Source organism: Streptomyces sp. NBC_01622 (assembly GCF_045209635.1).
Taxonomy (GTDB): domain Bacteria; phylum Actinomycetota; class Actinomycetes; order Streptomycetales; family Streptomycetaceae; genus Streptomyces.
In genome coordinates, this window is sequence record NZ_CP109293.1 from 4616420 (window position 1) to 4628816 (window position 12397).

The 12397-nt window shown below is 69.3% G+C and carries 13 protein-coding genes; 5 read left to right on the forward strand and 8 right to left on the reverse strand.

The genetic code is table 11. The features are described from left to right. Nucleotides 1-73: 73 nt before the first annotated feature. The gene (locus OH768_RS20690; protein WP_406455693.1) at nucleotides 74-847 is read left to right on the forward strand and encodes an SDR family NAD(P)-dependent oxidoreductase; all 774 of its coding nucleotides are present in this window, start codon (nucleotides 74-76) and stop codon (nucleotides 845-847) included. Nucleotides 848-937: 90 nt separating this feature from the next. Here OH768_RS20690 and groL read toward each other — a convergent pair whose 3' ends face one another. From groL to OH768_RS20710, 4 genes are all read right to left on the reverse strand, one after another. Further along, nucleotides 938-2563, reverse strand: a complete 1626-nt coding sequence (groL, locus tag OH768_RS20695; RefSeq protein ID WP_362974832.1) for a chaperonin GroEL — start codon at nucleotides 2561-2563, stop codon at nucleotides 938-940. A gap of 119 nt (nucleotides 2564-2682) precedes the next feature. Further along, on the reverse strand, nucleotides 2683-2991 hold the full coding sequence (groES, locus tag OH768_RS20700; RefSeq protein WP_019066754.1) for a co-chaperone GroES: 309 nt from the start codon (nucleotides 2989-2991) through the stop codon (nucleotides 2683-2685). A gap of 516 nt (nucleotides 2992-3507) precedes the next feature. Next, a complete protein-coding gene (locus tag OH768_RS20705; RefSeq protein WP_406455695.1) occupies nucleotides 3508-4227 on the reverse strand; it encodes a hypothetical protein in 720 nt (239 codons plus the stop codon). Then, nucleotides 4224-5177 carry a polysaccharide deacetylase family protein gene (locus OH768_RS20710; protein WP_406455697.1) on the reverse strand — a complete coding sequence of 318 codons (954 nt, stop codon included), beginning with the start codon at nucleotides 5175-5177 and terminating at the stop codon, nucleotides 4224-4226. The genes OH768_RS20705 and OH768_RS20710 overlap by 4 nt, the downstream gene beginning before the upstream one ends. A 101-nt stretch (nucleotides 5178-5278) precedes the next feature. On the opposite strand from OH768_RS20710, the gene OH768_RS20715 reads away from it, so the two are divergent. After that, nucleotides 5279-6460 (forward strand): THUMP-like domain-containing protein, encoded by a 1182-nt coding sequence (locus tag OH768_RS20715; RefSeq protein WP_406455699.1) that lies wholly within the window; start codon nucleotides 5279-5281, stop codon nucleotides 6458-6460. Between the two features lie 101 nt (nucleotides 6461-6561). Further along, nucleotides 6562-6933, forward strand: coding sequence for a S24/S26 family peptidase (locus tag OH768_RS20720; RefSeq protein ID WP_406455701.1), 372 nt, complete (start codon nucleotides 6562-6564; stop codon nucleotides 6931-6933). Between the two features lie 7 nt (nucleotides 6934-6940). Here OH768_RS20720 and OH768_RS20725 read toward each other — a convergent pair whose 3' ends face one another. Further along, nucleotides 6941-8206, reverse strand: a complete 1266-nt coding sequence (locus tag OH768_RS20725; protein WP_406455703.1) for an RNA polymerase sigma factor — start codon at nucleotides 8204-8206, stop codon at nucleotides 6941-6943. A gap of 26 nt (nucleotides 8207-8232) precedes the next feature. Beyond that, a complete protein-coding gene (locus OH768_RS20730) occupies nucleotides 8233-8439 on the reverse strand; it encodes a TA system antitoxin ParD family protein (protein WP_406455705.1) in 207 nt (68 codons plus the stop codon). Nucleotides 8440-8467: 28 nt separating this feature from the next. Between OH768_RS20730 and OH768_RS20735 the strand changes: the two genes are divergently transcribed. Further along, nucleotides 8468-9688: an RNA-guided endonuclease InsQ/TnpB family protein gene (locus OH768_RS20735; protein ID WP_406455707.1), complete on the forward strand. Its 1221-nt coding sequence runs from the start codon at nucleotides 8468-8470 to the stop codon at nucleotides 9686-9688. A 97-nt stretch (nucleotides 9689-9785) separates the two neighbouring features. Here OH768_RS20735 and OH768_RS20740 read toward each other — a convergent pair whose 3' ends face one another. Next, complete coding sequence (locus OH768_RS20740) at nucleotides 9786-10142, reverse strand: YciI family protein (RefSeq protein WP_043676922.1); 357 nt, start codon at nucleotides 10140-10142, stop codon at nucleotides 9786-9788. A 220-nt stretch (nucleotides 10143-10362) separates the two neighbouring features. Between OH768_RS20740 and OH768_RS20745 the strand changes: the two genes are divergently transcribed. Further along, nucleotides 10363-11253, forward strand: a complete 891-nt coding sequence (locus OH768_RS20745) for a hypothetical protein (RefSeq protein ID WP_406455709.1) — start codon at nucleotides 10363-10365, stop codon at nucleotides 11251-11253. A gap of 10 nt (nucleotides 11254-11263) precedes the next feature. On the opposite strand, the gene OH768_RS20750 is transcribed toward OH768_RS20745, so the two are convergent. Beyond that, complete coding sequence (locus OH768_RS20750; RefSeq protein WP_406455711.1) at nucleotides 11264-12316, reverse strand: LCP family protein; 1053 nt, start codon at nucleotides 12314-12316, stop codon at nucleotides 11264-11266. Nucleotides 12317-12397: the final 81 nt, after the last annotated feature.

Genomic DNA, 12397 nt, shown 5'->3' on the forward strand with positions numbered 1-12397 from the left:
ACGTGTTCGTCACGGATCGGGAGGGCCTGTGCAGAGATCCGGCCCGGTCGCCCCGGGTCACTAATCTTGCGCCATGACAACGGCATTGATTACGGGATCGACCGCGGGGATCGGTGCCGCGTTCGCGCGGCGGCTCGCGGCGGACGGACACAACCTCGTGCTGGTGGCGCGGAACACCGAGCGGCTCGGCGAACAGGCGACCGAACTGCACGACCGGCACGGCATCGAGGCGGAGGTGCTGACCGCCGACCTCGCCACGGACGAGGGTATCGAGACGGTGGCCGCCCGGCTGGCGGACCGCAAGAACCCGGTCGACCTGCTGGTCAACAACGCGGGCTTCGGCAACAAGGGCCGCTACCTCGACGTACCGATGGCGGACGAGCTGAAGATGCTCAAGGTGCACTGCGAGGCGGTGCTGCGGCTGACCAGCGCGGCGACCGAGGCGATGCGGGAGCGCGGGCGGGGCGGGGTGGTCAACGTGGCGTCGGTGGCGGCCTTCGTGCCGCGCGGGACGTACGGCGCGTCGAAGGCGTGGGTGGTGCAGTTCACCCAGGGGGCGGCGAAGGACCTGGCCGGGACAGGCGTACGGCTGATGGCGCTGGCGCCCGGTTTCGTGCGGACCGAGTTCCACGAGCGGGCCGGGATGGGCACGGACAACATCCCGAACTGGATGTGGCTGGACGCGGACAAGCTGGTCGCGGCGGCACTCGCGGATCTGGCGCGCGGCAAGTCGCTGTCGATCCCGGACCCGCGCTACAAGGCGCTGATGGGCCTGGTGAAGATCACTCCGCAGGCGGTGCTCGGCGGGATCACGTCGAGGACCGGGCGGAAGTACGGGCCGCAGTGACGGCAGCCGCCCCGCTGACAGTGGCACGAAGGCCCGGCTCCCCCAGAGGGGTGCCGGGCCTTCGGTGTACTACGGGTTCACCGACCTGCGTCAGTGGGAGTGGCCGTGGCTGTGACCACCGGCGGCCGGCTCCTCCTCTTCCTTCTTCTCGACGACCAGGGTCTCGGTCGTGAGGAGGAGGGAGGCGATGGAGGCGGCGTTCTCCAGGGCGGAGCGGGTGACCTTGACCGGGTCGATGACGCCGGCCTTGACCAGGTCGCCGTACTCGCCGGTCGCGGCGTTGAAGCCCTGGCCGGGCTCCAGGTCGGCGACCTTGGAGGTGATGACGTAGCCCTCCAGGCCGGCGTTCTCGGCGATCCAGCGCAGCGGCTCGACGACCGCGCGGCGCACGACCGCGACACCGGTGGCCTCGTCGCCGGTCTTGCCGAGGTTGCCCTCGAGGACCTTGGCGGCGTGGACCAGAGCGGAGCCACCGCCAGAGACGATGCCCTCCTCGACCGCGGCGCGGGTCGCGGAGATGGCGTCCTCCAGACGGTGCTTCTTCTCCTTGAGCTCCACCTCGGTGGCGGCGCCGACCTTGATCACGCACACGCCGCCGGCCAGCTTCGCGAGGCGCTCCTGGAGCTTCTCGCGGTCCCAGTCGGAGTCGGTGTTCTCGATCTCGGCCTTGATCTGGTTGACGCGGCCCGCGACCTCGGAGGAGTCACCGGCACCGTCGACGACGGTCGTGTCGTCCTTGGTGACCGTCACGCGACGGGCGGAGCCGAGCACGTCCAGGCCGACCTGGTCGAGCTTGAGGCCGACCTCCTCGGCGATGACCTGACCGCCGGTGAGGGTGGCGAGGTCGCCGAGCATCGCCTTGCGGCGGTCGCCGAAGCCGGGGGCCTTGACCGCGACCGCGTTGAACGTGCCGCGGATCTTGTTCACGACCAGGGTCGACAGGGCCTCGCCCTCGACGTCCTCGGCGATGATCAGCAGCGGCTTGGAGGCGTTGGCCTGGATGACCTTCTCCAGCAGCGGCAGCAGGTCCTGGATGGAGCTGATCTTGCCCTGGTGGATGAGGATGTACGGGTCCTCCAGGACCGCTTCCATCCGCTCCTGGTCCGTCACGAAGTACGGCGACAGGTAGCCCTTGTCGAAGGCCATGCCCTCGGTGAAGTCCAGCTCCAGACCGAAGGTGTTGGACTCCTCGACGGTGATGACACCGTCCTTGCCGACCTTGTCCATCGCCTCGGCGATGAGCTCGCCGACCTGGCTGTCCTGCGCGGACAGACCGGCGACGGCCGCGATGTCGGCCTTGTCGTCGATGGGCCGCGCGGTGGCGAGCAGCTCGTCGGAGACGGCCTTGACGGCGGCGTCGATGCCCTTCTTCAGGGCGGCCGGGGAGGCACCCGCGGCGACGTTGCGCAGGCCCTCGCGCACGAGCGCCTGGGCGAGCACGGTGGCGGTGGTGGTGCCGTCACCCGCGATGTCGTTGGTCTTGGTCGCCACCTCCTTCACCAGCTGGGCACCGAGGTTCTCGTACGGGTCGTCGAGCTCGACCTCGCGGGCGATGGTGACGCCGTCGTTGGTGATGGTGGGAGCGCCGAACTTCTTGTCGATGACGACGTTGCGGCCCTTGGGGCCGATCGTCACCTTGACCGTGTCGGCAAGCTTGTTGACGCCGCGCTCGAGGGCGCGACGGGCGTCCTCGTCGAACTTCAGGATCTTCGCCATGGGAGCGGTTCAGCCCTCTCGGAAAACGTGGGTGAAACGAACCGCGCCCCTGACGCCCGGCTTCATAAGGTCGCGGGGGCCAGGGGCGCAGCTCACAAACTGAATGTGCGTGAAGCGAATTACTTCTCGATGATCGCGAGCACGTCGCGGGCCGAGAGGACGAGGTATTCCTCGCCGCTGTACTTCACTTCGGTGCCGCCGTACTTGCTGTACAGCACGATGTCGCCGGTCTTCACGTCGAGCGGAAGACGCTCGCCGTTCTCGAAGCGGCCCGGGCCCACGGCCAGGACGACGCCCTCCTGGGGCTTCTCCTTGGCCGTGTCCGGGATGACCAGGCCAGAGGCCGTGGTCTGCTCGGCGTCGAGCGGCTGGACCACAATGCGGTCCTCAAGCGGCTTGATGGCAACCTTGGAGCTGGTGGTCGTCACGATCCGACCTCCCCCTTCGGAGATCTCACGGGGTTAACTGTCTGAGGTGGCGACCAGGTGGATCCGTCGTCGCGGGTGCCGGACCTGCCCGTCGCTATTGGCACTCTCCAGGGGGGAGTGCCAGACCTGAGACTATGACTGCGATTAGCACTCGGTCAAGCGGAGTGCCAATGCCGGCGGCACTTGGGCAGATTTTTTGGTGACCGTCGGCCGGAGTGGGCGCCCCTGGGGGCCGCGCCCCCAGACCCCCGCCATCGGCCTTCGGCCTCGTCCTCAGACGCCGGACGGGCTGATTGACGACCGGCGTTGGACAGTTCCCGCATCATGGCGAAGTCGTCCCCGGACCAGATCGACGATGTCCCGCCCCGGGAACCCGTGGTCGTCCTCGGCCGGTTCCCGTTCCTGCGCCTGCCGGAACACCGACTCAAGATCCTTCCGGTACGGCGGATCAGGTCGCAGGTAGACATCGGTGCCTCATCAGCCCCCGCGTCCGCGACAGGATCCGCCGGACAGGCCCTAGAGGTAGTCCTCCAGCCGGCCCACCGTCAGGCCCTGTTCCTGGATGCCGCGCAGCAGTCCGGCCGTGCTGTCGGCCGGGGCGACGCGGACGATGTCGCCCGGGGCGAGGTGGTGGTCGCCGCGCGTGTAGGTGAGCGTTCCGGTGGTCGTCGCGGCCCGCCACAGGACCAGCGCGGAGATGCCGCAGTCGGCGGCGGCGCGGAGGGTCGTCGTGTCGTACGTGCCGTGGGGCGGCCGGAGCAGACGGGGTGCGGGCCGGGTCCGGTGGCCGCAGATCTCGGTGCGCTGGGCCGTGTAGGGCAGGCCCGCGAAGTGGCCGTGCCCGGGTTCGGCCGCGGTGCGGAACACCGTGACCGGGAGCCGGAGTTCACGGACCATGTCGGCGAACCCCGGGTCCGGCCTCCCGCTCTCGTCACGGTCGCCGCCACGGGTGTCGTAGGTCAGGAAGACGACCTTGTCGCGGGTGCGGACGTGGTCCACGACGGGTGGGAGGCCCGGGCCCGCCGAGCGGGCGGGGGGCCCGGGGGACGGTTTCGGAGCGGGGGCCAGGGGGGCCGTCAAACCCCAGTGGCGGTACGGCTGTTCGCGAGCCGTGCCGTGCGGGCGCACGCGCTGGGCGGCCTTCTTGCCGAGCCGTTCGATGGGGTCGACGGACTGGGCGCAGCCGGTGAGGAGGGTGGCCGCCAGGGCGACGGCCACCGGTACCCGGACCCTCACAGGTAGTCCTCGAGGCGCGCCACCGCGTACCCCTCGGCAGTGACCTTGCCGAGGAAGCGGCGCATGTCGTCGACCATCGTGCCCTTCCAGTCCGCACGGCCCCGGAAGTGGGTCAGGACGATGTCGCCGGGGTGCAGCTGCAGGTCGTCCTCGCGGTACTCCCAGTGGTCGACGAAGACCTCCTCGTCCCAGATCGGGGCGTACTTGATGCCGCAGGACTTGGCGGCGACGAGGGTGTCGTGGTTGTAGTTCCCGTACGGCGGCCGGAAGACCGTCGGCGCCTTGCCGAACTGCTTCTTCATGATGTCCTGCATGCCGCAGATCTCATGCTTCTGCTCGGCGTAGGACAGGTCGGGCAGGTACGGGTGCGTGAGGGTGTGGTTGTTGAGCGTGTGGCCCTCGGCCTGCATCTTCTTGAAGTAGCCGTAGTCGTCCTTGACCAGGTAGTTGCTGAGGAAGGCCGTGTACGGGATCTTCAGGTCGCTCATCATCCGCAGGAACGCGGGGTCCTTGTTCTCGCCGTCGTCGATGGTCAGGAAGACGATCTTCTGCTTCGTGGGGATCGTCGTGAAGACCGGCGGGAGGTTCAACTCCTCCTGGTCGTCCACCTCGAAGCCCTTGCGCGCGGTGATCTCCGGCTTGTGCGCGGGCGCCGGCGGAGCCTGGAGCGGCACCTTCGCCAGCCCCCAGCGCTTCGCGGCGGCGACCCGGGCGGCGTAGGCGGCGCGCAGCCTGGAGGCGTAGGAGTCGAGCGCGCGGGCCGGGGGCGCGTGGAGGGGCTGCGCGCCGTGTGCCGGAGGCGCGGCCTTGTCGGCGCCGGGCTGGGTGCAGCCGGAGACGACGGCGGCGAGCGCGAGGGCGGCGAGCGCACCACGGACGCCCGCCCTCCGACGCCGAGTCGCCCGGTTCCCGTACGCCCGATTAATGTCATTTTGTACGACTACTCGCATGACGTCGGATCCTTTCAGGCCCCGGCCCCGATCCCGTGCCGACACCGCCAACACACCGCCACCGGAGGCACACCGTCCACCGACTGGCCCACAATGTCCCGGTGAACGACCCCGTACTCGCCTTCGCCGCCCTGCTCACCCCCGAGGGCCGTGCCCTCCTCGACGAGGTCCGCGGCACCGACCCGGCCAAGGAACTCGCCGTCGCGACCCGGCTGCGCCGCGAGCACCCCGCCGACCTCGTCTCGGCGGCCCTCGGCCAGGCCCGGCTGCGACAGCGGGCGGCGGTGGCGAAGTTCGCGCCTGAGGACGCCGACCGGATGTTCTTCACCCCGAACGGTTTCGAACAGTCCACCCGGGCGACGGTCGCCACCTACCGCGCGGGGCGCCTTCGCGAACTGGGCGTGACCTCCGTCGCCGACCTGTGCTGCGGAATCGGCGGCGACGCGATCGCGCTGGCACGGGCGGGGGTGCGCGTGCTGGCCGTGGACCGCGACCCGCTGACGGCCGCCGTGGCCCGGGCGAACGCGGAGGCGCTGGGCCTGGCCGACCTGATCGAGGTGCGCGAGGCGGATGTCACGGACGTGGACACCTCCGCGTACGACGCCGTGTTCGTCGACCCCGCGCGCCGGGGCGGCCGGGGCCGCATCTTCGACCCCGAGGCGTACTCGCCCCCGCTGTCCTGGGCCGTCGGCGCCGCTACGACGGCCCCGCTCGCCGCGCTGAAGATCGCGCCCGGAGTGCCGCACGAGGCGATCCCGGCGACGGCCGAGGCGGAGTGGATCTCGGACGGCGGGGATGTGAAGGAGGCGGTGCTGTGGTTCGGGGCGGGGGTGCGGCCGGGTGCCGTACGGGCAACTCTCCTCCCCGGCCCACGAGTTCTGCACGGCCGCGGACTGCCCGACCCCGAAGTCCGTTCCGTGGGGCGGTACTTGTACGAGCCCGACGGCGCCGTCATCCGCGCCCACCTCGTCGCCGAGGTCGCGGAGAAGGTGGGGGGTGGCCTCGTCGACGCGACCATCGCGTACGTAACGGCGGATGAGCTACGGCCGACCCCGTACGCCTCCGCCTACGAGATCACCGATCAACTCCCCTTCGGAGTCAAGAAGTTGAAGGCACTGCTGCGGGAACGGGAGGTCGGCGTACTCACCGTGAAGAAGCGGGGGTCGGCCGTCGAGCCGGAGGAGTTGCGGCGGAAGGTGAAGCCTCAGGGGCCCAACTCGGCGACGGTGTTTCTGACTCGGGTGGCGGGGGCGCCGACGATGCTGATCGGACGGCCGGTCTAGTGCGCATCAGGCAACGTTCACCTCGCTGTTGGAGCACGGGGTACGGAGCACCGCGCAGTAAATCGGTGGGGTGACGCAGAGGGATCTGCCACGCTCGTCGGATGGGTGCATTGGACGCAGTGGCAGGCAGGGTCGCCGGTGGGGCCACCGTGACGTTCCGGCCCAGCGGCTCCTCGATGGTCCCGCTGATACGCAGTCGGCAGCGGGTGGTCGTCGCTCCGGTCGACCCGTCGAAGCTGGAGGTCGGAGACATCGTCCTCGCCCGTGTCGCAGGGACGGTCTACCTGCACCTGGTGTCGTCGGTGGACCTCGCCGGCAAGCGGGTGCAGATCAGCAACAACCGTGGCCGCGTCAACGGCTGGACCGGCCACGACCGCGTCTTCGGCATCTGTGTGGCGGTCGACGACGTCACCCGGTCAGGAGCCGCGGGCAAGACCGTCGCGGCCGACTCCGACCAGTCCACCCGGACCTGAGCAGGCCCTAATCCGCCTCTTCGGCCCTGCGCAGCAGGAGTTGGCGTTCGCGTTCGTTGCGTGCCAGTGAAGCCGCCCGTACGAACTCCGCCTTCGCCTCCGTCGTACGACCGAGGCGCAACAGCAGGTCGCCGCGGACGCTGGGCAGCAAGTGGTAGTCGCGCAGGGCGGGTTCGGCGGCGAGGGTGTCGATGATCTCCAGGGCGGGGGCCGGGCCGTCCGCCATCGAGACGGCCACCGCCCGGTTCAACTCGACCACGGGGGACGGGGATCGGGTGGCGAGGAGGCCGTAGAGGGTCGCGATCGTCGGCCAGTCGGTCTCGTCGTAGGTGTACGCGTGGGCGTGGCAGGCGGCGATGGCGGCCTGGAGGGCGTAGCGGCCGGGGGCGCCGGTGGACACGGCGTCGGCGCGGCCGAGGGCGGTGATGCCGCGGGCGATGAGCAGGCGGTTCCAGCGGCGGCGGTTCTGGTCCCTGAGGAGGACGGGGTCGCCGTTCGGGGCGGTGCGGGCGGCCGAGCGGGAGGCCTGGAACTCCAACAGGGCGGCCAGGGCGTGCACTTCGGGTTCCTTCGGCATCAGGCCGGAGAGGAGGCGGGCGAGGCGGAGTGCGTCCTCGCACAGGCCGGGGCGGAGCCAGTCGTCGCCCGCCGTAGCCGCGTAGCCCTCGTTGAAGATGAGGTAGATGACGTCGAGGACGGAGCCGACGCGGGCCTCGCGGTCGGGGCCGTAGGGGACCTCGAAGGCCACGTTCTTCGTCGCCAGGGTGCGTTTGGCGCGGACGATGCGCTGGGCGATCGTCGGTTCGGGGGCGAGGAACGCGCGGGCGATCTCGGGGGTGGTCAGACCGCCGAGGAGGCGCAGGGTGAGGGCGGTGCGGGCCTCCGGGGACAGGACCGGGTGGCAGGTGGTGAAGACCAGGCGCAGGAGGTCGTCGTCGATGTCGTCGGGGGCCGACGGTTCCTCGGGCGGGGCCGTCGTCTCCAGGGTGCGGCCGATCTCCTGGAGCTTGCGGGCGTAGTTCTCCCGGCGCCGGACCAGGTCGACGGCGCGGTGCCTGGCGGTGGCCATGAGCCAGGCGCCCGGGTTGTCGGGCACGCCGTCCCTCGGCCACTGCTCAAGGGCGGCGACCAGGGCATCCTGGGCCAGTTCCTCGGCGATGCCGACGTCGCGGACCGTGCGGGCGACGGCGGCGATGATCCGCGGGGACTCGATACGGAAGACGGTCTCGATGGCGGTGTGCGGGTCGGTGGTGGGCTGCGATTCGGAGTTCACCTGAAAACCGTAGGACGCCCCGGCCTTCAGGCCTGGGGAGAATCCGGCTTCCCGCCTCGTGGGGCAGGGTTGGCCGGATCGCCGCCGGGCGATCCGGCGTCCGCCGAGACGGCGGTGAGGCCGACCTCGATCAGATACAGGATCTCGGAGTTGATGGACCGCCGGTCCGCAGCCGCCTGGGCGCGCACACGGCCGTGGAGTTCTTCCGGGAATCGGACGTTAAAGTTGACCATGTAGCCATCCTATAGCTACTGTGTAGCCATGACGGCATCGCAGATGACGGAAGACACTCGGCACGCCCGGTGGACCTTCCGGCTGCGCGTGTCGTCGACCGCTGGCACGCAGCTGTGCGCGGAATGGGATCGGTGCAGGTGGGTGTGGAACGAGTGCGTGGCCAAGTCCAAGGCCGTGCACGCGTACAACAAGGCCAGCAGGGAAAAGGTGACCTGCGGTCCGGCCCAGCTCGACAAGATGCTGACCGAGGCCAGGAAGGCAACGCCGTGGCTTCGCGAGGGCAGCTCGGTGCCGCAGCAGCAGATCATCCGCAACTTCGGCAGGTCCCGCTCGAAGGCGCAGAAGGACATCAGGGACCGTCTGCCGCAGAGGCGGCGGGCCGGGATGCCGAAGCACAAGAAGAAACGCGAAGTCCTCCCGAGCCTGAACTACACCCAACGCGGCTTCCGGCTGAAGGACGGGCGCCTACACCTGGCGGGCGGGATCGCACTGAACGTGGTGTGGTCGCGGGACCTGCCCGCTGACCCGTCCTCGGTACGGATCTGCCAAGACAGTCTCGGCCACTGGTATGCCTCCTTCGTCGTCCCTGCCCAGGCCGAACCCCTGCCCACCACCGGCGCGGCGATCGGTATCGATTGGGGCGTGAAGGAGACCGCGACCACCACATCCGACGCCCACGACCTGCCCCATGCCCAGCACGGCCAAAAGGCCCAAGCGAAGCTGTCGCGCTACGACCGGATGATGGCCCGCAGGAAGCCCAAGAAGGGCCAATCCGGCTCGAAGGGCTACCGCGAAGCGAAGAAGCTGCGGGCGAAGGCATACAGGAAGGTGGCCCGTCAGCGGCAGGACACCGCCCGTAAGTGGGCCAAGGGCGTCGTGACCAACCACGACGTGATCGCGGTCGAGGATTTCCGGCCAAAGTTCCTCGCCAGAACCAGCATGGCCCGCAAAGCCGCCGACGCGGCGATCGGTGCCACCAAGGCGGCCTTGTTGGAGATGGGCCGTAAGCACGGGCGGGACGTCCGTCTCGTGAACCCCGCGCACACCACCATGGACTGCGCGCAGTGCGGAGCGAGAACCAAGCACGCACTTCCTCTTTCGGAACGTACCTACACCTGCACCGTGTGCGGAGCCATGTCCCCCAGGGACAAGAACTCCGCGCGCGTGATGCTCGTCCGGGCTGGTCTCAACCCGGCTGGTGTCGAGGGCGCAAGACCTCCTGGAGCGCTGCTCCAGGAGGCAGCCTGAGCCAGGAATGCCCCGCGTTGGCGGGGGAGGTTTCAAAGCCCACCATGCAACATCACCTCACCTGTGCGACCTCAGGCAAAAGAAAGCCCAGGAATCCTCAGCCCTCCGCGATCTCCCGCACCTCGCACGTGACCGTCCAGAACTCCTCGTGCACCTTCAGGAACCGCTTGGTCCACTCGATCGCCTCGGCCATGTCCTTGCACTGCATGAGGGCGTAGCCGCCGACGACCTCCTTGGACTCGGTGAAGGGGCCGTCGGTGACGGAGATCTTCCCGCCCTCCCAGTGGACCCGCGCGCCCTGCGCGGTCGGCGTGAGGCCGGCGGTGTCGAGCATCACTCCGGCCTTGGTGATCTCCTCGATCAACTCGCCCATCCGCTGCATCAGTTCGGGGCTCGGGCCCTCGGCGGGGGCGGTCTTCTCGTCGATCTGCACGAGGGAGAGATAGCGGGGCATGGTGACTCCTCGGGACTGATGGTGACCGGGTCCTTCCCGGCCTTTCAACCATGCGTCGAACGAGGGGCCGCCGCATCGACACACTCGCCGGAATTCCCCGAAGAATTTTTCCGGCACTCTGTTTCCGCAGGTCAGCTCGCATTTCGCACGCGCACTGTCCAGGCTGCCCGGCTCTGGGTACGTTCGAGTAACCGGGTGTCGCTCGAAGGGGGAGTCCACGATGGTCTCAGCCAGTCCGGATTCGTCCGGCACCGGCGCGACGCTTGCGGAGCCGATCCGACGGCTGAGGCTCTCCGTCAAGGAGGCCACCGATTCCCGGGACGACTCCGAGGCGCTGCCCGTCAAGGTCCGCGAGGTCCTTGAGAACCTCGTGCGGGTCGCCGACGCGGCACGGGGCGACGGGGTCGGCACGGGCACCACGAGACCCTCTGTCACGTACACGAAGCGATCCGTCGACAGGAACCCGCGCCGGAGGGCGCTGAGGTCGGCCGCGCAGGACGCCATCCGGAACTGGCTGCTCACGGAGGTCCACGCCCTGACGGTGGAGCTGCGTTCGCAGCACTTCGCCCCCGAAACTCTCCAAGAGGTCTTCAGCGGGCCCCCGGGGCAGAGCGAAACCCCTCCCGGCGCGAGCAGAGTCCACGCCGGCGAGAAGGCCGTAGCCCTCGCCTTCGAGGTCGCCTCATATGTCTCCTTGCGGGAGGCGGGCCCCGAGGCATGGGCGCGCAAGGGAGCCAGTGTCACGGCCCGCGGCAGCGGCAAGGACATCGAGGCTGCCGTCAAGATCGCTCAGTATCTGCTGGGACCGTCACCCGTCTCCATGGCGAACGACGTCACCAAGATGCTCGGCGAGGCGGTGGCGAACATCAACAAGCAGCGGCTGCAACGATGTGCGGCCGAAGTCGCCCGGGCCGTCGCGGCCTACGAGTCCTCCCTCAAACCTGGGGCGGCCCCACCGCTCAGAGATCTCCAGGAGAGCCCCTCCGCTCACGTCTCTCCACTCGAGGACAGGCCGTCTGTCACCCCGGATCAGCCGTCACATCGCCCCGCCCGTCCCTCGTCCAGGCCTCCACACCCGAAGAACGGCCATCCGGCCCCCGGATCCCTCTGACGCCCACCCCTCAACCCAACGACTCCCACAACTCGCTCGCCGCCGGCTCCTTGGCGATCACCCGGTTCGGATCGGACGGGGCCGTGACCACCGGCATCGTGATCGTCTTGACCGCGTCCGCCGACAGGCCCTTCAGGCTCTGGCCGAGGCTGATCAGTTCGCTCAGGGAGTCGAGGCCGGTGTCGGTGGTGAGGCTGTCGGTGATCGCGTCGGTGACCTCGTAGAGCTTGGTGGGGTCGGTGAGGAGGTCGTGGGAGGAGATCTGGGTCAACAGCGCCTTCACCAGCATCTGTTGGAGGCCTATTCGGCCGAGGTCGCTGCCGTCGCCTATGCCGTGCCGGGTGCGGGCGAGGGCCAGCGCCTGCTTGCCGTTGAGGTGGTGGGTGCCCTTCTTCAGGTGCAGGTGGCTGTAGTCGTCGTCGATGTCCTCGGTGGTCGTCACAGTGACGCCGCCCAGCGCGTTGACCAGCTTCGCGAAGCCCGCGAAGTCGATCTCTATGTAGTGGTCCATCCGGACGTCCGTGATCGACTCGACCGTCTTGACCGCGCAGACCGGGCCGCCCACCGAGTACGCGCTGTTGAACATCGCGTGGTACGCCACGGAGGTCGAGCCTCCCGACTTCAGCGGGCAGGACGGGCGGGTGACGAGGGTGTCGCGCGGGATGCTGACGATCGTGGCCTTCTTACGGCCCGCGTCGATGTGGACGACCATCGCCGTGTCGGAGCGGGCGCCGGAGCTGTCGCCGCCGCCGAGCGACTGGTTCGCCTTGCCGCTGCGCGAGTCCGAGCCGAGGACCAGGATGTTCACCGAGCCGGTCGGCACGGGGGCGGCGGACGCGGAGGCGGACGCCGAGGGTGTGGTCACCGCCTTCGCGGGGCGGTTGGCGCCGAGCGCGCTGTCGATGTCGACGCTCTTGATGTTGTTGTTGAGGTGCCAGTAGGCCCAGCCCGCCGTGGCGACGCCCAGGACGAGGGCGCCCGCCAGAGTGAGGCCGGCGATCTTCAGCGCCCTCGACCGCCGGCCCACTCGTCTGTCCCCGTCGGCGTTCTCGTTGTCCGTCACGGGGAGGAACGTAAGTCCGAATTATTAGGAGAAAGTTAGGGGAAGCGTCCCGGGACGGTTTTCTGCGGAAAATCTCACGGT

Excerpts from the sequence above, each read along its gene's own strand:
- OH768_RS20690 (WP_406455693.1), top strand. The coding sequence starts at position 74 with ATGACAACGGCATTGATTACGGGATCGACCGCGGGGATCGGTGCCGCG.
- groL (WP_362974832.1), bottom strand. The coding sequence starts at position 2,563 with ATGGCGAAGATCCTGAAGTTCGACGAGGACGCCCGTCGCGCCCTCGAG.
- OH768_RS20710 (WP_406455697.1), bottom strand. The coding sequence starts at position 5,177 with ATGCGAGTAGTCGTACAAAATGACATTAATCGGGCGTACGGGAACCGG.
- OH768_RS20720 (WP_406455701.1), top strand. The coding sequence starts at position 6,562 with ATGGGTGCATTGGACGCAGTGGCAGGCAGGGTCGCCGGTGGGGCCACC.
- OH768_RS20730 (WP_406455705.1), bottom strand. The coding sequence starts at position 8,439 with ATGGTCAACTTTAACGTCCGATTCCCGGAAGAACTCCACGGCCGTGTG.
- OH768_RS20735 (WP_406455707.1), top strand. The coding sequence starts at position 8,468 with ATGACGGCATCGCAGATGACGGAAGACACTCGGCACGCCCGGTGGACC.
- OH768_RS20740 (WP_043676922.1), bottom strand. The coding sequence starts at position 10,142 with ATGCCCCGCTATCTCTCCCTCGTGCAGATCGACGAGAAGACCGCCCCC.
- OH768_RS20745 (WP_406455709.1), top strand. The coding sequence starts at position 10,363 with ATGGTCTCAGCCAGTCCGGATTCGTCCGGCACCGGCGCGACGCTTGCG.